At 74.7% G+C, this 18,615-nt stretch carries 19 protein-coding genes; 15 read left to right on the top strand and 4 right to left on the bottom strand.

Annotation, left to right across the window (positions count from 1 at the left end):
* Window positions 1–412: 412 nt before the first annotated feature.
* The 3 genes from ACI789_RS21225 to ACI789_RS21215 all read left to right on the top strand — a co-directional run bounded on the left by ACI789_RS21225 (window position 413) and on the right by ACI789_RS21215 (window position 4,166).
* Entirely contained in the window at window positions 413–886 is a 474-nt protein-coding gene (locus tag ACI789_RS21225) for a Fur family transcriptional regulator (protein WP_457011396.1), read from the top strand.
* A complete protein-coding gene (locus tag ACI789_RS21220; RefSeq protein WP_457011395.1) occupies window positions 883–2,544 on the top strand; it encodes a catalase in 1,662 nt (553 codons plus the stop codon). The genes ACI789_RS21225 and ACI789_RS21220 overlap by 4 nt, the downstream gene beginning before the upstream one ends.
* Window positions 2,545–2,855: 311 nt before the next feature.
* Entirely contained in the window at window positions 2,856–4,166 is a 1,311-nt protein-coding gene (locus ACI789_RS21215; RefSeq protein ID WP_457011394.1) for an MFS transporter, read from the top strand.
* Window positions 4,167–4,317: 151 nt separating this feature from the next.
* Here the strand turns inward: ACI789_RS21215 and ACI789_RS21210 are convergent, their stop codons facing one another.
* Both ACI789_RS21210 and ACI789_RS21205 read right to left on the bottom strand, forming a co-directional pair.
* Window positions 4,318–5,268, bottom strand: a complete 951-nt coding sequence (locus ACI789_RS21210) for a proteasome assembly chaperone family protein (RefSeq protein ID WP_457011392.1) — start codon at window positions 5,266–5,268, stop codon at window positions 4,318–4,320.
* 68 nt (window positions 5,269–5,336) lie between these two features.
* Complete coding sequence (locus ACI789_RS21205; protein WP_457011391.1) at window positions 5,337–6,653, bottom strand: AI-2E family transporter; 1,317 nt, start codon at window positions 6,651–6,653, stop codon at window positions 5,337–5,339.
* Between the two features lie 78 nt (window positions 6,654–6,731).
* Here ACI789_RS21205 and ACI789_RS21200 point away from each other — a divergent pair, with 78 nt between their 5' ends.
* From ACI789_RS21200 to ACI789_RS21150, 11 genes are all read left to right on the top strand, one after another.
* Complete coding sequence (locus ACI789_RS21200) at window positions 6,732–7,199, top strand: PPOX class F420-dependent oxidoreductase (protein ID WP_457011390.1); 468 nt, start codon at window positions 6,732–6,734, stop codon at window positions 7,197–7,199.
* Between the two features lie 31 nt (window positions 7,200–7,230).
* Complete coding sequence (locus ACI789_RS21195; RefSeq protein ID WP_457011388.1) at window positions 7,231–7,794, top strand: hypothetical protein; 564 nt, start codon at window positions 7,231–7,233, stop codon at window positions 7,792–7,794.
* A 74-nt stretch (window positions 7,795–7,868) separates the two neighbouring features.
* Window positions 7,869–8,414, top strand: coding sequence for a hypothetical protein (locus tag ACI789_RS21190; RefSeq protein WP_456917352.1), 546 nt, complete (start codon window positions 7,869–7,871; stop codon window positions 8,412–8,414).
* A 37-nt stretch (window positions 8,415–8,451) separates the two neighbouring features.
* Window positions 8,452–9,198 (top strand): dienelactone hydrolase family protein, encoded by a 747-nt coding sequence (locus ACI789_RS21185; protein ID WP_457011387.1) that lies wholly within the window; start codon window positions 8,452–8,454, stop codon window positions 9,196–9,198.
* Window positions 9,199–9,244: 46 nt separating this feature from the next.
* The gene (locus ACI789_RS21180) at window positions 9,245–9,652 is read left to right on the top strand and encodes an ankyrin repeat domain-containing protein (RefSeq protein ID WP_457011386.1); all 408 of its coding nucleotides are present in this window, start codon (window positions 9,245–9,247) and stop codon (window positions 9,650–9,652) included.
* Between the two features lie 140 nt (window positions 9,653–9,792).
* Entirely contained in the window at window positions 9,793–11,226 is a 1,434-nt protein-coding gene (locus ACI789_RS21175) for an AI-2E family transporter (protein ID WP_457011385.1), read from the top strand.
* 90 nt (window positions 11,227–11,316) lie between these two features.
* Window positions 11,317–11,580 (top strand): hypothetical protein, encoded by a 264-nt coding sequence (locus ACI789_RS21170; protein WP_457011384.1) that lies wholly within the window; start codon window positions 11,317–11,319, stop codon window positions 11,578–11,580.
* Window positions 11,581–11,626: 46 nt separating this feature from the next.
* On the top strand, window positions 11,627–12,031 hold the full coding sequence (locus ACI789_RS21165; RefSeq protein ID WP_457011382.1) for an AAA family ATPase: 405 nt from the start codon (window positions 11,627–11,629) through the stop codon (window positions 12,029–12,031).
* A gap of 92 nt (window positions 12,032–12,123) precedes the next feature.
* Window positions 12,124–12,543, top strand: a complete 420-nt coding sequence (locus tag ACI789_RS21160) for a DUF350 domain-containing protein (protein WP_456917363.1) — start codon at window positions 12,124–12,126, stop codon at window positions 12,541–12,543.
* A 112-nt stretch (window positions 12,544–12,655) separates the two neighbouring features.
* Window positions 12,656–13,426, top strand: a complete 771-nt coding sequence (fabG, locus tag ACI789_RS21155) for a 3-oxoacyl-ACP reductase FabG (RefSeq protein ID WP_456911579.1) — start codon at window positions 12,656–12,658, stop codon at window positions 13,424–13,426.
* An 88-nt stretch (window positions 13,427–13,514) separates the two neighbouring features.
* Window positions 13,515–14,129, top strand: coding sequence for an SGNH/GDSL hydrolase family protein (locus ACI789_RS21150; RefSeq protein WP_457011381.1), 615 nt, complete (start codon window positions 13,515–13,517; stop codon window positions 14,127–14,129).
* An 82-nt stretch (window positions 14,130–14,211) separates the two neighbouring features.
* Here the strand turns inward: ACI789_RS21150 and ACI789_RS21145 are convergent, their stop codons facing one another.
* Window positions 14,212–16,041, bottom strand: coding sequence for an NAD(P)-binding domain-containing protein (locus ACI789_RS21145; RefSeq protein ID WP_457011380.1), 1,830 nt, complete (start codon window positions 16,039–16,041; stop codon window positions 14,212–14,214).
* A gap of 135 nt (window positions 16,042–16,176) precedes the next feature.
* On the opposite strand from ACI789_RS21145, the gene ACI789_RS21140 reads away from it, so the two are divergent.
* The gene (locus tag ACI789_RS21140) at window positions 16,177–17,454 is read left to right on the top strand and encodes a GAF domain-containing protein (protein ID WP_457011378.1); all 1,278 of its coding nucleotides are present in this window, start codon (window positions 16,177–16,179) and stop codon (window positions 17,452–17,454) included.
* Here the strand turns inward: ACI789_RS21140 and ACI789_RS21135 are convergent, their stop codons facing one another.
* Complete coding sequence (locus ACI789_RS21135) at window positions 17,455–18,612, bottom strand: cation:proton antiporter (protein WP_457011377.1); 1,158 nt, start codon at window positions 18,610–18,612, stop codon at window positions 17,455–17,457.
* Window positions 18,613–18,615 lie beyond the last annotated feature (3 nt).

Raw genomic sequence — 18,615 nt, 5'->3', positions numbered from 1 at the left:
GACCCCGTCCTCCTCACCGCTCGCAGGCTCGCGGCGAGCCTCTGGACGGGGCCAGGTGCCATGGGGGACCCCGTCCTCCGCACCGCTCGCAGGCTCGCGGCGAGCCTCTGGACGGGGCCAGGTGCCATGGGGGACCCCGTCCTGCGCACCGCTCGCAGGCTCGCGGCGAGCCTCTGGACGGGGCCAGGTGCCATGGGGGACCCCGTCCTGCGCACCGCTCGCAGGCTCGCGGCCAGCCTCTGGACGGGGCCGCCCCGTGGGCACTGCCTGAGGCCTCGCTGACCTGCGGTCGGACCGGGGTGGGTGTGCCCCGGCGAACCCGGGGGTAGGTGTCCCGACACCTCCGGGTCATCCGCCCCGTCGGAGCTCCCTTTTCTTGACTGACTCAAGAAAAGCGGGTTGGATGGTCCCGGTGGACACGACCTGGGCGGACCGTCTCCGGGCGGCGGGGCTGCGGGTCACCCGGCCCCGGCTGTCGGTGCTCAGCGTGCTGGCCGAACGCCCGCACGCCGACGCCGACACCGTGGTCACCGCCGCCCGCGACCTGCACCCCTCGCTGTCGCCCCAAGCGGCGTACGGGGTGCTCCGGGCGCTCGTGGCCGGCGGGCTGGCCCGCCGCATCGAGCCCGCGGGTGCACCCGCGCGCTACGAGCTGCGGGTCGGCGACAACCACCACCACCTGGTCTGCCGCTCCTGCGGCGCGGTCGCGGACGTCGACTGCGTCGTGGGTGCGGCTCCGTGCCTGACGCCCTCGGACGCGGCGGGCTTCGTCGTCGACGAGGCGGAGGTCGTCTTCTGGGGTCTGTGCCGGCAGTGCCGGACGCGGACCCCGGGCGGCGGCGCGCAGGTCCCCGAGCAGGACGATCGAGGAGGAGTAGGAGCATGACCGACGTCGCATCGCAGGGCCCGGCCCCGAGCGAGGCGGACCGTCCGGTCCTGACCAACCGTCAGGGCCACCCGGTCTTCGACAACCAGAACCAGCGGACGGTGGGCGCTCGCGGCCCGGCGACCCTGGAGAACTACCAGTTCCTCGAGAAGATCAGCCACTTCGACCGGGAGCGGATCCCGGAGCGCGTCGTGCACGCCCGCGGCGTCACCGCGTTCGGCTGGTTCGAGGCCGACGGCACCGTCGGCGACGAGCCGATCGCGAACTACACCCGCGCCAAGCTGTTCCAGGAGGAGGGCAAGCGCACCGACGTGGCGCTGCGCTTCTCGACCGTGGCCGGTGGCCGCGACTCCTCGGAGTCCGCGCGCGACCCGCGCGGCTTCGCGGTGAAGTTCTACACCGAGGACGGCAACTGGGACCTCGTCGGGAACAACCTGGGCGTCTTCTTCATCCGCGACGCCATCAAGTTCCCCGACTTCATCCACTCGCAGAAGCCGGACCCGGTCACCTTCGAGGCCAACGTCGCCGAGCGCGCGTTCGACTTCTTCAGCCAGACCCCCGAGGCCATGCACATGGTCACGCTGGTCTTCAGCCCCCGCGGCACGCCGGCCAGCTACCGCTTCATGCAGGGCTTCGGCGTGAACACCTACAAGTGGGTCAACGCCCAGGGTGAGACCGTCCTGGTCAAGTACCACTGGCTGCCGAAGCAGGGCGTGAAGTCCTGGACCGCCGCCGACGCCTCCGCGGTGCAGGCCCAGACCCTCGGCGCCCACACCAAGGACCTGCACGACGCCATCGCCGCCGGCGACTTCCCGTCGTGGGACCTGCACGTCCAGATCATGAGCGACGACGAGCACCCGGAGCTGGACTTCGACCCGCTCGACGACACCAAGGTCTGGCCGGAGGAGGTCTTCCCGCTCCGCAAGGTCGGGACGATGACCCTGAACCGGATGCCGCAGGACAACTTCACCGAGAACGAGCAGATCGCGTTCGGCACCGGTGTGCTGGTCGACGGCCTGGACTTCTCCGACGACAAGATGCTGGTCGGCCGGACGTTCTCCTACTCGGACACCCAGCGCTACCGGGTGGGCCCGAACTACCTGCAGCTGCTGGTGAACCAGCCGAGGGCGCGGGTCGCCACGAACCAGCGCGACGGCCAGATGGCCTACGGCGTCGACCGGGCCGAGGGCGCCAACCCGCACGTGAACTACGAGCCGTCGATCCTCGGCGGGCTGCGTGAGGCCGAGTACCCGAGCCACGACGAGCAGGGCCCGGTCATCACCGGCCGGCTCACCCGCAAGCGGATCCCGCGGACCGACGACTACACGCAGGCCGGGGAGCGCTACCTGCTGTCGGAGCAGTGGGAGAAGGACGAGCTCGTCGCCAACCTGGTGGCCGCGCTGCAGCAGTGCAACCGCGCGATCCAGGAGCGGATGGTCTGGCACTTCTTCATGTGCGAGGACGAGCTCGGCCAGCGGGTCGGCGACGGCCTGGGCATCACCGCGGACGACGTCCGCGGGCTGCCGCCGCTGCAGACGCAGACCCTCACCGAGGAGGAGCAGCAGCGCGCCGCCAACCTCGGCAAGAACGGTCCGCGCGACGTCAGCGGGCACGTCATGACGCACTGCGTGCCGAACGAGCGCGTGGTCGTCGGCTGACAGCCGCGGGAGCATCGCAGGGAGCGCCAGCGACCGAGGAGCGGACCGCGGCGCGGAAGCCGACCGACGGCATCGTCGGCTGAACAAGGACCCCCGTGCCCCCCGCCGCTCGCAGGCTCGCGGCGGGACCCTGCACGGGGGGCAGCACGGCCGACGGGCCGCGACCGGGGATCCGGTCGCGGCCCGCTGTCGTTGGCGCACGCGTGGGCGCCGTCACCCGGCTTCCACTCGACGGAAGATCGGATTGGGGTGCACTACCCGCGCTCACCTACCGTCCGTCCGGATCTGCACCCACGGCACCGGAGGGCCTGATGAGCACGACGCCCGCGAGCACCTCGAACCGGACGAGCGGGGTCGCCCGCGCCACCGGTTGGGTCGCCCCGCTGTGCTGGACCGCCGTCCTCCTCGACGGCTTCGACCTCGTCGTGGTCGGCACCGTCGTCCCCGCCCTGCGGACGCCGGAGGAGTGGGCCCTCAGCGGCACCGGCGCGACCGCGGTCATCACCATCGGCCTCATCGGCATGATGATCGGCGCGCTGACCATCGGGACGCTGACCGACCTGGTGGGCCGCCGCCGGGCCCTGATCGGCGCCGTCGCGGCGTTCTCCCTGCTCACCCTGCTGTGCGCGTTCGCGCCCAACGCCGCCGTCTTCGGCCTGCTGCGGTTCCTCGCCGGCCTGGGCCTGGGCGGCTGCCTGCCGACGGCGATCGCCATGGTCAACGAGTTCACCCGCGCCGGGCGCAGCGGCCGCGCGACGACCACGATGATGACCGGCTACCACGTCGGCGCGGTCGCCACCGCGGCGCTGGCGATCGTCGTCGTCGACTCGATCGGCTGGCGCTGGATGTTCGTCATCGGCGCGCTGCCGGCGCTGGTGCTGGTGCCGCTGATGCTGCGGCACCTCCCCGAGTCGGCCGCCTACCTGCTGGCCCACGGCCGCCGCGCCGAGGCCGAGGAGGTGGCCCGGCGGTACGACCTGGAGCTCTTGCGCCCGGCCGCTCCCGCGGACGCGCACGCGGGGGAGAGCAACAGCACCGGGGCCGCCGCCACGGTGCGGACCCTGTTCACCCGCGACTACCTGCGCAACACCCTCGCCATCGGCGTCACCTCGTTCATGGGCCTGCTGCTCGTCTACGGCCTGAACAACTGGCTGCCGACGATCATGCGCGAGGCCGGCTACGACCTCGGCGACTCGCTGGCGTTCCTGCTGGTGCTCAACGTCGGCGCGATCGTCGGCCTGCTGGTCGCCGGGGCGGTCGCCGACCGCATCGGCATCCGCACGGCCGGCATCGTGTGGTTCGCCTCCGGCGCGCTGTTCCTCGCCCTGCTGTCGATCCAGCTGCCGACGGCCGGGCTGTACCTGATGTGCTTCCTCACCGGCTGCTTCGTGTTCAGCGCCCAGGTGCTGGTCTACGCCTTCGTCAGCGCCAACCACCCGCCGCAGGTGCGCGCGACCGCGCTGGGCTGGTCGGCCGGCGCCGGGCGGATCGGGGCGATCGTCGGGCCGGTGATCACCGGGGCGCTGGTCACCGCCGGGGTGGCCTTCCCGTGGGGCTTCTACGTGTTCGCCGTCGTCGGGGTCCTCGGCGCGCTGGGCATCAGCGTCGTCCGGTCGCGATGACACTGCGATCCTCCGGACCGCACCGCGGCCAGGTGCCGTCCCCCCGGTGAGCTGAGCCGCTGCTGCCACTTCTCGGGGAGCCTCCGGCCCCCACTCGTCGCGGCACCTCGCAGGGCGGCTCGCGTTCCGCGCGGCCTCACTCGGGGCGACCTCAGTCGCCGCGGCGGCGCTCCTGCTCGGCGAGGAACCGCTCGAACTCCGCGCCGATCTCCTCGCCGGTGGGCACCTCGCCGACGTCGCTGAGCAGGTCCGACCCCTCACGGGCGGCGGCGAACTGGTCGTACTGCTGCTCCAGCGTCGCCACGACGGCGGTGTTCTCCGGGGAACGGGCGATCTGCTCGTCGACCTCGGTGCGGTGGGCCTCGGCGGCCTCGCGCAGAGTCTCGGTGGGCAGGTGCAGCCCGGTGAGCCGGGACAGGTGCTCCAGGAGGGTCAGCGAGGCGGCCGGGAAGGTCGCCTGCGCCAGGTAGTGCGGCACGTGCGCGGCCACCCCGAACGCGTCGACGCCGGCCTCGCCCATCCGCAGCTCCAGCAGCGCCGCGACGCTGCCGGGGATGCGCAGCTCGCCCCAGTAGACGGGGTAGGACTCGATGAGCTGCCGCCGCGTGGCGTGCGCGGTCACCGTCACCGGGCGGGTGTGCGGCACCGGCATCGGGATCGCCTGCAGCGCCACCACCGACGTCACGCCCAGCCGCTCGGCCAGCCAGCCGACCGCCGCCACGAACCGCTCCCAGGCGAAGTCGGGCTCGGCGCCGTGCAGCAGGAGGAACGGCTCACCCGCGTCGTCCTCCACCGCGTAGAGCACGATCTCCGGCGGCGTGAACGACTCGTACCGGTCGCCGTTGAAGGTCATGCGGGGGCGGTGGGCGCGGTAGTCGACCAGGGCGTCGACGTCGAACCGCGCGATGAGCTGGTGCGGCAGGCTCGCCAGCAGGTGCGAGCCGGCCAGGGCGCCGGCGTGCGCCGCGTCGAACTCACCGGCGAGCTCGTGCACGAGCACCAGGCCGCGGCGCTGCGCCGCCCCGCTCACCTCCGCCTCCCGCGCGAGGAACGGCTCGGCCTCGGCGAGCAGCTCGACGAGCTCCTCCGGTCGGTGCGCCACGGGGGGTGCCTCCTCGGGTTCGGGTCCTGTCGGTGGTCAGCTCGCCGCGGGCGGCGGGCATTCCCGGTTCACCCGTCGGCGTCCCCGAGGTCCTGCTGCGACGGTCGGCGGGTCCCGTCCGGAGCCGGCGCCGCCACCTGCTCGCGGGTCACCGTCGCGCCGGTCTCGTCGCCGCGGATCTCGGGCCGCGTCCCGTCGTCGGTCACGTCGGGGGAGCGCCCGTCGAGCTCGTCGCGGACGTACCGGTAGACGACGGCGATCAGCGCGGCCACCGGGACGCCGAGGAACGCGCCGGTGATCCCGGCCAGGCTGCCGCCCGCGGTCACCGCGAGGATCACCACCGCCGCGTGCAGGTTGAACCCGCGGCCCTGGATGATCGGCTGCAGCACGTTGCCCTCGATCTGCTGCACCAGCAGCACGATCCCGAACACGATCAGCGCCACGGTGAAGCCCTCGTCGACCAGGGCGATCAGCACGGCGAACGCCCCGGCGACGAACGCACCGATGATCGGGATGAACGCGCCGAAGAACGTGAGCACGGCCAGCGGCAGCACCAGCGGGACGTCGAGGATCCACAGCCCCAGGCCGATGAAGAACGCGTCGACGAACCCGACGAGGGCCTGCTGCTTGATGAACTCCGACAGCGTGCTCCAGGTCTTCTGCGACAGCGCCGCCACGTGCGGCGCGGCCTTCGGCCCGGTCTGCGCGGCCAGCCAGGGCACCCAGCGCGGGCCGTCCTTGACGAAGAAGAACGCCAGCACCAGGGCCAGCACGAGGTTGATCAGCCCGTTCCCCACCGCCGAGGCGCCGGTGAGCGCGTACCCGGCGATGTTCTGCGCGTTGTCCTGCAGCGAGTTGATCGCGTTGTCAACGGCCTGACCGATCTGGTCCTCGCCGATCCTGAACGGCGGGCCCTGCAGCCAGGTCTGCACCTGCTGCAGCCCGACGGCGGTCTGGTCGGCCAGCTCGCCCACCTGGTCGGCGACCTGGGGCGCGATCACCGCGACGAGCCCGCCGATGACCGCGAGGAACCCGAGCAGCGACACCGCGGCAGCCAGGGCCGGCGGCCAGCGGTGCTTGCGCAGGAACCGCGTCGGCGGCCACAGCACCGTGGCGAACAGCAGCCCCAGCACGATCGGCAGCAGGATCACCCACAGCCGGCCCAGCACCCACCCGAGGACGACGACCGCGCCGGTGATGAGCAGCAGCTGGGCCGAGGCGATCGCCAGCGACCGGGTCGCCCGCCGCAGCCGGGGGCCGCGCTGGTCGGAGGGCGCCGGGGCGCCGGTGACGGCCGCGGCGTCGGGGTGGGCGACGTGCTCGCGCTCGTCGACGGAGGCCGGCGCCTCCGACCCGGCGGAGCGGTCGGACCCTCGGAGTCGCATGCGCGAGATCACCACCCGTGGATGTCCGTTCCGGGACGCGCGGAAACGATCACGTGGGAGGCGTCGTAGCGTCGGCGCATGCCGAAGACCGCGACAGCCGACCGGGTCGACCGGGCGGCGCTCGAGGAGTTCCTGCGTCCCCGTCACAAGGCCGTGCTGGTCACCCGCCGCAGCGGTGGGGGAGTGCAGCTCTCACCGGTCACCTGCGGCCTGGACGGCGAGGGCCGCATCGTCGTCTCCACCTACCCGCAGCGGGCGAAGGTCGCCAACGCCCGCCGTGACCCGGCCGTCTCGCTGTGCGTGCTCTCCGACGACTTCGACGGGCCGTGGGTGCAGGTGGATGGCCGGGCCGAGGTGCTCGACCTGCCCGAGGCCCTCGAGCCGCTCGTCGACTACTTCCGGGCGATCAGCGGCGAGCACCCCGACTGGGACGAGTACCGCGCCGCGATGACCCGGCAGGGCAAGTCGCTGCTGCGGATCACCGTCGAGCGGTGGGGACCGGTCGCGACCGGCGGCTTCCCGCCCGAGGTCGTCGCCCGGATGTGAGCCCACGCCGTCAAGCTGCCAGGCTTGACGGATGCCGTTCGTCCTGGCCTTCGCCCAGCGGGACGGCGGGGACCGGGTGGCCGCCGTCCTCGCCCGGCTGGCCGAGGCCGTCCCGGTGCTGCAGCCCTTCGAGCGGACGGCGGACCGCGAGCTGTCCGGCGTCCTGGCCGACCCCGCCGCCGTCGTCGACCTGGTCCTCGGCCTGGTCCGGGAGGGCGGGTGGGACGTCGGCGTGGGCGCCGGGCCGCTGCCCGACGGCCTCCGGACCGGCGCGCCCGCCGTACTGGCCGCCCGCCGGGCGGTGGACGCCGCGGGGCAGCGCGGCGTCCGGCTGGCCGTGCGCGGCGCGGTGCCGCCCGACGCCGGCGACGCGCAGGCGGTGCTCACCGCGCTCGCGGTCCTCGTGCAGCGGCGCAGTGCGCAGGCGTGGCAGGCGATCGAACTGGTGGGCGCGGGGCGCACCCAGGCCCAGGCCGCCGCGGCCCTGGGCATCTCCCGCCAGGCCGTCGGCCAGCGGCTGGCCGCCGGGCTGTGGGAGCTCGAACGGGAGCTGCGCCCCACCGCCGCCCGGCTGCTCGCCCGGGCGGCCGGCTGAGCCGTCGTCGCGCGCGGTGATCACCGGGCGGGGAGAATGAGGTGCCCCCGCCGTCCCGAGCCCCTGGGAGAACCGTGTCCGAGCCGTCCGCGCCCGCCGGGCTCCGCAACGTCGAGCTGCTCGCCGTCTACACCAACGACCACCTCGCCGCCGCCACCGGCGGCATCGAGCTGGTCAGCCGCATGCTCGGCCGGCACCGGGGCGGCCCGTACGAGTCGCGGTTGGCCGAGCTGCTCGGCGAGCTGCACGAGGAGCGGGCGGCGCTGCGCGGCACCATGCAGGCCCTCGGCCTGCCGGTGCGCCAGTACAAGCAGGTGGCCACCTGGGTGGGGGAGAAGCTCTCCCGGCTCAAGCTCAACGGGCACCTGCTCTCCCGGTCGCCGCTGTCGGACCTGGTCGAGTTCGAGTTCATCTCCACCGCGGTGCTGGCCAAGCGGGCCGGGTTCGAGACCCTCCGTGCACTGGGCGAGACCGACGAGCGGGTCGACGCGCAGCTGTTCCACCGGCTGATCGAGCAGGCCGACAAGCAGCACCAGTGGCTGGCCCCCGTCCGCCGCGAGGTCGCCGCCCACGTGTTCGGGGGACAGGCGGGCGCCGCCGACGAGGCCGCCGACACCTGAGCGGGCGCCGGCCCGTCGGCGCAGGTAGGAACGGTGCATGTGCCACGACACCGACAGCCGCCCGCCCGCGCCGCCGAGGAGCGGCGACGTCGCCGAGCGCGGCACGCTGACGCTCACCGCCGCTGACGGCACCGAGTTCGCCGCGGCCCACGCCGCGCCCGCCGAGCCCGGCCGGGTGGGGGTCGTGCTCCTGCCCGACATCCGCGGTCTGCACCCGTACTACGTGGCCCTGGCCGAGCGGTTCGCCGAGGCCGGCCTGCCCGCCGTGGCGATCGACTACTTCGGCCGGACGGCGGAGCTGCCGCCGACCGGCACGCGGGAGCAGGACTTCGACTGGCAGACGCACATCCCGCAGACCACACCGGCGGGGGTGGACGCCGACGTCGCCGCCGCGATCGCCTACCTGCGCGAGCGCACCCGGCCGGACCTGCCGGTGGTGACCGTTGGGTTCTGCTTCGGCGGCAGCCACTCGTGGCGCCTGGCCGGCGGGGACCTGGACCTGGCCGCGTGCATCGGCTTCTACGGCCGGCCGGCGATGGTCGGCGACGCCGCGGCCACCCGCCCGACGCTGATGGTGATCGCCGGGGCGGACCAGGCCACCCCGGTCGAGGACCAGCTCGCGCTCGCCGAGAAGCTCCGCGCCGGCGGGGCCGAGGTGGAGACCGCGGTCTACGACGGCGCCCCGCACTCGTTCTTCGACCGCGCGTACGGCGACTGGGCCAACGCCTGCGCCGACGTCTGGCGGCGGGTGCTCGCCCTCACCGACCGGGTGGCGGCCGCGTGACGGCACGGTCCGGGGCCGGGGGCCGGCACCTCCTAGGCTGGGCCGGGTGAGCGAGCACAGCGGCGGGATCGACCCCGAGGTCATCGAGCTGGCGGCCCGGGTCTTCGACCTGGCGCGGTTCGGCGCCACCGAGGAGCTGGTGGCCTACCTGGACGCCGGCGTCCCGGCCGACCTGACCAACGACAAGGGCGACACCCTGCTCATCCTCGCGGCCTACCACGGCCACCCGGAGACGGTGGCGGCGCTGCTGGAGCGGGGAGCCGACCCCGCGCGGGTCAACGACCGCGGCCAGACCGCCCTGGCCGCCGCGGTGTTCAAGCAGTCGGGGGACACCGTGCGGCGGCTGCTGGCCGCCGGCGCCGACCCCGACGCCGGTGGCCCGACCGCCCGCGAGACGGCTGCCTTCTTCGACCTGCCGGCGATGGCCGCGCTGCTGGACGGCGCGCGTTCCTGAACCCCCGACGGCCGGGCATGCCAGGCTGGGGTGCGGGTACGCGGCGCCGCGTGGGGGAAGGCGGAGGGCACATGGTCGACGTCGAGACGTCCGGCGGGTCGGCGCCCGCCCGCACCGGCTGAGCGGGCGGGACGAGCAGGATGGTCGCGCAGCAGCGGCTGCCCGGCAGCGGGACGGGGATCCCGGCGGCTGCGGGAGCCAGCGCCCTGACCCCCGCCGGGGCCGCCGAGGTGCAGGCCGCGGAGGTGCAGGCCGCCGACGTGCAGGCCGCCGAGGCCGAGGACGCCACGGTGGCCGTGGCCCGGGCGGCCGACGTGGGCCACGGCGCGGCGCACCAGGGGCCCGACGAGCTCCCCGACCCCTCCCCCGGGGGTCTGCCGCGGTGGCTGGTGCTGGTGGGCGGCGCCGCCGCGGCGACCGTCGCCATCGCCGGCGTCCGGTCGATCGCGTGGCTGGTCGGCCCGGTGCTGCTGGCGCTGGTCGTCGTCATCGCGCTCATGCCGGTGCAGCGCTTCCTGCAGCGGCACGGCTGGCCGCGCTGGGCCAGCGCCACGGTGCTGCTGGTGCTGGTCTGGACGATCCTGCTCGCCTTCGTCGCGCTGCTGATCGTCTCGATAGCCCAGTTCGCCGCGCTGCTGCCCGACTACGCCGACTCCGCCGAGGCGCTGCTCGCCTCCGTAGTCGCCGACCTCAACGACCGGGGGATCGTCTCCGGCCAGCTCTCCGACCTCATCGCCCGGTTCGACTACAGCCAACTGGTCGGGGTGGCCACCGGCGTGCTGGCCCGGGCCACCGATGCCGCCTCCACCCTGGTCCTGCTGCTGGCCGCGCTCGTGTTCCTCGCCATCGAGTCCGGTGGGTTCGGCCGGCGGCTGGCACTGGTCGCCGCCGAGCGTCCCCACCTGCCGATCGCGCTGGGCCTCTTCGCCCGCGGCACCCGCAGCTACCTGTGGGTCAGCACGGTGTTCGGCGCCATCGTCGCGATCGGCGACGCGATCGCGCTGGCCATCATCGGCATCCCGCTGCCGGTGATCTGGGGCCTGCTGTCGTTCATCACCAACTACGTGCCCAACATCGGCTTCGTCCTCGGGCTGGTGCCGCCGGCCATCCTCGGCCTGCTGTCCGGCGGCTGGACGGAGTTCTGGGTCGTCGTCGCGATCTACGCGCTGCTCAACTTCGTCGTCCAGACGCTGATCCAGCCGCGCTTCGTCGGCGACTCGGTCGGGCTGTCGATGACGGTCACCTTCGTCGCCCTGCTGTTCTGGGGCTGGGTGCTCGGCGCGCTGGGCGCGCTGCTGGCGATCCCGCTGACCTTGCTGGTCAAGGCCATGCTGGTGGACGTCGACCCGCGCGGGCACTGGCTGGACGCGCTGCTGCGGGAGGAGCCGCGGGCGCCGCGGACCAGTCGCGCCCGGCAGCGGGCCAACGCCCGGCGTGCGGCGCTGGCCTCGGTCCGCGCCCTGCACCCGCACCTGCCTGGACGGCGGAACCCCGGCGCGGCCCCGGCCACCGCGGACCCGCCGGCGCCGGAGACCGAGGAACCGGCCGGCGCGCAGGGCCGGTCGGGAGGCTGAACCCGCAGGTCAGCGCGGAATGTCAGACCCCTGGAGGACGTTGTCACCGTGTCGGGCACGCCGCCCGGCGGAACGTCTTCGGAGGAACACATGAAGGGCGACCGCGTAGAGGTCGTGATCGACGCCGGCGGCACGACCCGCACCTACGACATCGAGGCCACCCGCGCCGGACGGCGGGTGGACGTGACCCACGGCCGGGGGCTGGTGGAGGTCACCGAGACCACCCGCGGCGGCACCCCCGTCCGCACCGCGCGGTTCATGGCCGGGCGGGTGCTGGCGCTGGTGGAGCACCCGGCTCCGCGCCGCGCAGCGGACGACGACGCCGAGGTGACCCCCCTGCGGCAGTCCGCGTGAGGGAGGACCCCGCCTGAGGGCGGACCCTGCCCAGGAGCTGGTCGTCATGGTGGGGCTCCAGGGCAGCGGCAAGTCCACCTGGGTCGGGGAGCACCTGGCCGCCACCCACGTCGTGGTGAGCAAGGACCACTGGCCCCGCGCCCGCCGCCGGGAGGCCCGTCAGCGGCGGGTGGTCGCCGAGCTGCTCGCCGCCGGGCGCAGCGTCGTCGTCGACAACACCAATCCGGCCCCGGAGGACCGCGCGCCCCTGGTGGCCGCGGCCCGAGCGGCCGGCGTCCCCGTCCGCGCGGTCTGGCTGGACACCCCGGTGCCGACCTGCGTGGCCCGCAACGACACCCGCGAGGGCCGGGCCCGGGTCCCCCTGGTGGGCCTGTACGGCACGTCCGCGCGGTTGGTCCCGCCGACCGTCGCGGAGGGCTTCGACCGGGTCGACGTCGTCCGGGCCGGCTGACCTGCCGGTCCGTCCGGCACGCCGAGGACGGGACCGGGCTCCCGGTGCGGTAGGACTTGTCCGCCCGTCCCCTCGACCGTCGGAGGTCCCCCGTGCTGGCCAGCATCGGTTACGCCGTCGCCTACACCGGGCTCGGCATCGCACTGCTGACCCTCGGTTTCGTCGTCCTCGACCTGCTCACCCCGGGCCGGCTCGGCCGGCACATCCACGAGGAGCGCTCGGTCAACGCCGGCCTGGTGCTGGCGACCGGCTACCTCGGCCAGGGCGCGGTCGTCTTCGCCGCCATCTGGACCAACGCCACCAGCGGCTTCGGCGAGGCGCTGCTCTACACCGTGGTCTTCGGGGTGCTGGGGGTCCTGCTGCAGGCCGTCGCCTTCCTCGTCCTGGACCTCATCACCCCCGGCAAGCTCGGCGAGCACGTCACCGAGGTGCCGTTCCACCCGGCCAGCATGGTGCTGGGGGCCGTGCAGCTCGCGGTCGCCGCGATCGTGGTGGCCAGCATCTGGCCCTGAGCCGGGGCGCGGGCGCGACCCGCCGGGGGCTACCGGTCGGTAGCCCGGCGGACCGGTCGCCGTACCGTGTCCCCGGGCAGCCGGACGGCGCCAGACATCGAAGGGGATCGGTATGAGCGAGACGAGCAGCACGGGGGCCCGCGTGGCCATCGTGACGGGGGCAGCCCGCGGCATCGGCGCGGCCACGGCCCTGCGGCTGGCACAGGACGGGTTCGCGGTGGGCGTGCTCGACCTGGAGGAGTCCGCCGGCAAGGACACCGTGCAGGCCATCGAGGCCGCCGGCGGCCGGGCGCTGGCCGTGGGCGCCGACGTCAGCGACGCCGAGCAGGTCGAGGCCGCGGTCGCGCGGGTCGCCGCCGAGCTGGGCGCGCCGACCGTGCTGGTGAACAACGCCGGCGTCACCCGCGACAACCTGCTGTTCAAGATGACCGAGGTCGACTGGGACGTCGTCATGAACGTGCACCTGCGGGGCGCCTTCCTCATGAGCCGCGCCGTGCAGAAGCACATGATCGAGGCCAAGTGGGGCCGGATCGTCAACCTGTCGAGCGTCTCGGCGCTGGGCAACCGCGGCCAGGCCAACTACTCCACCGCCAAGGCCGGTCTGCAGGGCTTCACCAAGACCCTCGCCATCGAGCTGGGCAAGTTCGGCGTCACCGCCAACGCGATCGCGCCCGGGTTCATCCAGACCGAGATGACCAAGGCGACCGCCGAGCGGATCGGCGTCCCGTTCGAGGACTTCATCGCCGCGGCGGCCAAGGAGATCCCTGTGCAGCGCGTCGGCCAGCCGGAGGACATCGCCCACCTGGTGTCCTTCCTCGTCAGCGAGGGCGCCGGCTTCGTCTCCGGGCAGGTCGTCTACGCCGCGGGCGGCCCGCGCGCCTAGCCGCTCGCAGCACCGCAGCAGGGCCCGGCCGGGCGTTCCGGCCGGGCCCTGCTGCGTGTCCGGACCGAGCCGGGGGTAGGGGAGGCCGGTGACCCCGCTGCGCCTCGTCCTGCTCGGCGACTCGCTGGCCCACGGCTCCGGGGCCTCCCGCGTCGACGACACGCTCGGTCCCCGGCTGGCGCGGACGCTCGAGGGCGCCGGGTACGACGTCGACCTGCACGTCGTGGCCGTGCCCGGCGCGGTCTCGCGGGACCTCGGCGCGCAGGTCCGCCGCGCCGTCCCCCTCGCCCCGGACCTCGCCGTCGTGGTGGTCGGCGCCAACGACCTCGCCCGGCTGGTGCCCGCCGCGCAGGCGGCCGCCGCGCTCGGCGCGGCGGTGGGCGAGCTGCGCGCGGCCGGCAGCGACGTGCTCGTCGTCCCGGCCCCGGACATGTCGATGGTGCCGTTCGTGCCCGCGGCCTACCGCGCGCTGGTGCGCACCGCCTCCGAGCAGCTGCAGCGTGAGCAGGCCGCCGCCGCCCGGGCCGCCGGCGCGGTGGTCGCCGAGGTCTCCGCCGCCGTGGCCGCCGCCTTCTCCGCCGACGTGTCGCTGTTCTCCGCCGACCGGTTCCACCCGTCCTCGTCGGGCTACGCGCACATCGCCGACGCGCTCACCCCGCACCTGCTCGCCGCGGCGGCCGCTCGCCGGGAGTCCGCCGCCTGACCGCGATCATGGCGCCGGGACCACTCCGGGAGCCGGAGTGCTGGTTCCGGCGCCATGATCGGCGGGGGGAGGGAGTCAGCGGTCAGCAGGTGTGGTGCACCGGCGCCAGGCCGTAGACCGGCGTCGGGATGCCGACCTGCCGGGCCTTGAGCTGCAGCGCCAGGTACAGCGAGTAGTGCCGCGACTGGTGCAGGTTGCCGCCGTGGAACCACAGCGCCTCCTGCTGGGTCGGCTTCCACATGTTGCGCTGCTCGCCCTCCCACGGGCCGGGGTCCTTGGTGGTGCCCGACCCGTGGCCCCAGACCTTGCCGACGGAGTCCGCGACCTCCTGGGAGATGAGGTCGGCGGCCCAGCCGTTCATCGACCCGTAGCCGGTGGCGTAGACGACGAGGTCGGCCGGCAGCTCGGTGCCGTCGGCGAGGACGACGGCGTCCTCGGTGAGGTGGTCGACCTGGCCCTGCGCCAGCTTCACCTCACCGCTGGCGACCAGGTCGGCGGCGCCCACGTCGATGTAGTAGCCCGAGCCGCGGCGCAGGTACTTCATGAACAGCCCGGAGCCGTCGTCGCCCCAGTCGTGCCGGAACCCCGACTTCTCCAGCCGCTTGTAGAAGTCGGCGTCGCGCTCGGCCATCTGCTGGTACAGCGGGATCTGGAACTCGTGCATGATCCGGTACGGGATCGACGCGAACACCAGGTCGGCCTTCTCCGTGGTGACGCCGTTGGCGACCGCCTCCTCGCTGTAGAGGGCGCCGAGGCCGATGTCCATGAGGGTGGCGCTCTTGACGATGTGCGTCGAGCTGCGCTGGACCATGGTGACGTCGGCGTCGTGCTCCCACAGCGCGCCGCAGATGTCGAAGGCGGAGTTGTTGCTGCCGATGACGACGCAGCGCTTGCCGGCGTAGGCGTCCGGCCCGGGGTGGGCCGAGGAGTGGTGCTGGTCGCCGCGGAAGACGTCCTTGCCGGGCAGGTCGGGGACGTTGGGCTTGCCGGACATGCCGGTGGCCAGCACCAGGTGCTTCGGCCGCAGGGTCACCGCGTCGCCCTCGCGCTCCAGTTCGACGGTCCACTCGCCCTTCTCGGGCGAGTAGGAGGCCCTCGTCGCCACCGTGCTCGACCAGTACGGGACCTCCATGGCCTCGACGTAGGACTCGAGCCAGTCGCCGATCTTGTCCTTGGGCGAGAACACCGGCCAGGTGTCGGGGAACTTCAGGTACGGCAGGTGGTCGTACCAGACCGGGTCGTGCAGGCACAGCGACTTGTAGCGGCCGCGCCACTGGTCGCCGGGCCGGGGGTGCTTGTCGACGACGATGCTCGGGACACCGAGCTGCCGCAGCCGCGCGCCCAGCGCGATGCCGCCCTGGCCGCCGCCGACGACGAGCACGTAGGGCTGGACGGAGGTGCCCAGCTCGGCCCGCTCCCTCTCCCGCCGCTCCAGCCAGGTCAGCCGCTGCTTGTTGACGCCGTGCTCGGCGCCCATCGGCCGCCGCGGACCGCGCGGCTCCTCGTGGCCCTTCAGCTCGTACACGGTGGTGAGGAAGGTCCACGCCTTCGTCGTCCCGTCCTCGTCGACCAGCCGGACCAGCCCGCGTCCCCGGCCGACCGCGGTCTCGAAGGTGAACCAGGCGGTGACCACGCCGTCGGCCTCGTCGGGGGGCTCCTCGACGGTGAACGACCGCGGGTCGGTGCGGTCGAGGGTCTCGGTGAGCAGGTCGCGGACGCCCTCGCGCCCCTCGACCGTGGTGATGTTCCAGGTGAAGGACACCAGGTCGCGCCAGAAGCTCGTGGTGGCGAACAGCTCGGCGGCGCGGTCGACGTCGCGCGCGGCGAGGGCGTCGCCGAACGCGGCGAACCAGGCGTCGGCGCGCTCGGCGGGGGATCCGGTGGTCCCGGGTCGTCGGATCGTCTGCGTCACGGGGGAGGGCCTCCTGCGTCGTCGCGGGGGACGGTGTGGCGCCCAGCACACTCCCGGTCGAGCGGTGGAGGGGAGCGTTGCAGGGGGTTGCACCGCCTATGGTCGTGGCGCAGGTCACAGCCAGAGGAGCTGCCGATGTCCTTCGCCGTCCAGAGCGCCCTCCCGCCCGGCGCCGACCCGCGGGCCCACACCCGCCTGCTCGAGCGCGTCCGCGCCGCGGCGCTGGGCGGCGGCACACCCCCGGCCGCGCCCCGCCCGGTCATCGGGGCCTCCTGGCGGCGGGTGCGGTGCACGGGCCTGGACCCCTCAGAGGCGCCCGACGTCCCGCCGCTGGACGGCGCGGAGCTGGAGCGCCGGCGCGCCGAGAGCGGGCTGGCGCCCCTCCTGCCGCTGCTGCGCGAGCGGCTGCTGCCGGTGGCGCGCGACGCCGGCCAGGTGCTCGTCGTGGTCGACGCCGAGTCGCGGGTGCTGTGGCGCGAGGGGGGGCCGCAGGTGCGCCGCCGGGCCGACCGGCTGGGCTTCGTCGAGGGCTCGGCCTGGGACGAGGACACCGTGGGCACCAACGCGATCGGCACCAGCCTGGTGGTCGGCGTTCCGCTGCAGGTGCACGCCGGTGAGCACTACGCGGAGGGGCACCAGCCCTGGACCTGCGCCGCCGCGCCGCTGCACGCCCCGGTCACCGGCCGCCTGCTGGGGGCGGTCGACCTCTCCGGCCCGGCGTCGACGGTGCACCCGAGCACGATCGCGCTGGTCGACGCGGTCGCCCGGCTGGCCGAACTCGAGCTGTCCGCCGCGCACGCCCGGCAGGTGGAGCGGCTGCGCGCCCTGGCCGCCCCGCTGCTGGCCCGGCTCGCCGGCCCCGCCCTGGTGGTCGGACCCGACGGGTGCACCGCGGCCGCGTCCGGCCTGGCCGCCCCCGACCGGGTCGCGCTGCCCGACGGCCTGCAGGCCGGGCCCCTCGAGCTGCCGGTGCTGGGCCGGTGCACCGCCGAGCCGCTGCCCGGGGGCTGGCTGCTGCGGCCGGCCGGCGGGGCCGACGACGCCCGACCGGCCGGCGTCGTCCTCGATCTCGCCGGGCCGCGCCCGGAGGTGCGGGTCACCGGCGCGAGCGGGACCTGGTCGGCGCCGCTGAGCCTGCGGCACGCGGAGATCCTGCTGGCCCTCGCCGAGCACCGCGCCGGCCGGTCGGCCGCCGACCTCGCCGCCGACCTGTTCGGCGACCCCGCCCGCACCGTCACCGTGCGCGCCGAGGTGTCGCGGCTGCGGCGCACGCTGGGTTCGGTCGTCTCGGCCCAGCCCTACCGCATCGGCGAGGACGTGCACCTGGAGGTCCGGACGCCGGTGCCGGCCGCCCGGCTGCTGCCGGGGTCCACCGCGCCCGTGGTGGAGTTGCTGCGGCGCCCCCCGCGGTGATCAGCGGCGCAGCGGGGCGCGCAGCGCGGGCCGGTCGGCGAACCGGGTCAGCACCGGCCCGGTGACCGCGAGGACGAGCACGTAGCCGGTCGCCAGCGGGCCGAGCTCGCCGACGCCCGCGGTCACCGCCAGGCCGGCGATGACGATCGAGAATTCGCCGCGGGCCACCAGCGCGGTCCCCGCGCGCAGCCGCCCCGGCACGCCGACGCCGTCCCGGCGGGCGGCGAACCACCCGGTGCCCACCTTGGTGGCGGTGGTGACCAGCGCGAGCAGCAGCACCGCGGGCAGCACCGGCAGCACCAGGGCCGGGTCGGTCGCCAGGCCGAAGGCGACGAAGAACGTGGCGGCGAACAGGTCGCGCAGCGGGCCCAGCACGGCGCGCGCCCGGTCGGCGAACGACGCGGGCAGCGCCAGGCCGACGAGGAAGGCCCCGACCGCCGCCGAGGCCCCGAGCGCCTGCGTCAGCCCGGCCACCAGCAGGGTCAGCCCGACCAGGCGCAGCATCACCTGCTCGTCGTCGGGGGAGGCCATCAGCCGGACCAGCCGGGGCCCGTGCCGCTGGGCGGCGAGCAGCACGAGCACCACCGCGCCCACCGCGAGCGCGACGCCCGCGGCCGCCGAGGCCGGCCCGCCGCCGGCCAGGGCGACCACCAGCAGCGGGAGGAACAGCGCCATCGCGAGGTCCTCGAGCACCAGCACCGACAGCACCGCCGGCGTCTCCCGGTTGGCCAGGCGTCCCAGGTCGCCCAGCAGCCGGGCGACGATGCCCGAGGAGGAGATCCAGGTGATCCCCGCCAGCGCCAGCGCACCCTCCCACGGCAGGCCGAGCAGCAGCCCGGCGACGAACCCCGGCGGGGCGTTGAGCAGCAGGTCGGCCAGGCCCGAGGGGCCGTGGTGGCGCAGCGAGACGAACAGCTCCTCGGCGGAGAACTCCAGGCCCAGCGCGAGCAGCAGCAGGACCACACCGATCTCGGCCGCGGCCTCGAGGAACGGCTGGGACGTGGCCAGCGGGACGACGCCGCCCTCCCCGAGGGCCAGCGCGGCCACCAGCACGAACGGGACGGGGGACAGGCCCACCCGGCGCGCGAGGAGGCCGAGCACCGACAGGCCGAGGAACAGCAGGCCGAGCTCGGGCAGGAGGGCGGTGACGTGCTCCACCGG

It is taken from the genome of Geodermatophilus sp. SYSU D00965, assembly GCF_054050075.1.
The sequence above is the reverse complement of the archived record's forward strand: the minus strand, read 5'-3'. Positions and strand labels throughout refer to the sequence as shown.

Bases quoted from the DNA above. Each gene is read 5' to 3' on its own strand.
- ACI789_RS21220 (WP_457011395.1), top strand. From the start codon at position 883: ATGACCGACGTCGCATCGCAGGGCCCGGCCCCGAGCGAGGCGGACCGT.
- ACI789_RS21215 (WP_457011394.1), top strand. From the start codon at position 2,856: ATGAGCACGACGCCCGCGAGCACCTCGAACCGGACGAGCGGGGTCGCC.
- ACI789_RS21205 (WP_457011391.1), bottom strand. From the start codon at position 6,653: ATGCGACTCCGAGGGTCCGACCGCTCCGCCGGGTCGGAGGCGCCGGCC.
- ACI789_RS21200 (WP_457011390.1), top strand. From the start codon at position 6,732: ATGCCGAAGACCGCGACAGCCGACCGGGTCGACCGGGCGGCGCTCGAG.
- ACI789_RS21195 (WP_457011388.1), top strand. From the start codon at position 7,231: ATGCCGTTCGTCCTGGCCTTCGCCCAGCGGGACGGCGGGGACCGGGTG.
- ACI789_RS21185 (WP_457011387.1), top strand. From the start codon at position 8,452: ATGTGCCACGACACCGACAGCCGCCCGCCCGCGCCGCCGAGGAGCGGC.
- ACI789_RS21175 (WP_457011385.1), top strand. From the start codon at position 9,793: ATGGTCGCGCAGCAGCGGCTGCCCGGCAGCGGGACGGGGATCCCGGCG.
- ACI789_RS21170 (WP_457011384.1), top strand. From the start codon at position 11,317: ATGAAGGGCGACCGCGTAGAGGTCGTGATCGACGCCGGCGGCACGACC.
- ACI789_RS21165 (WP_457011382.1), top strand. From the start codon at position 11,627: ATGGTGGGGCTCCAGGGCAGCGGCAAGTCCACCTGGGTCGGGGAGCAC.
- fabG (WP_456911579.1), top strand. From the start codon at position 12,656: ATGAGCGAGACGAGCAGCACGGGGGCCCGCGTGGCCATCGTGACGGGG.
- ACI789_RS21140 (WP_457011378.1), top strand. From the start codon at position 16,177: ATGTCCTTCGCCGTCCAGAGCGCCCTCCCGCCCGGCGCCGACCCGCGG.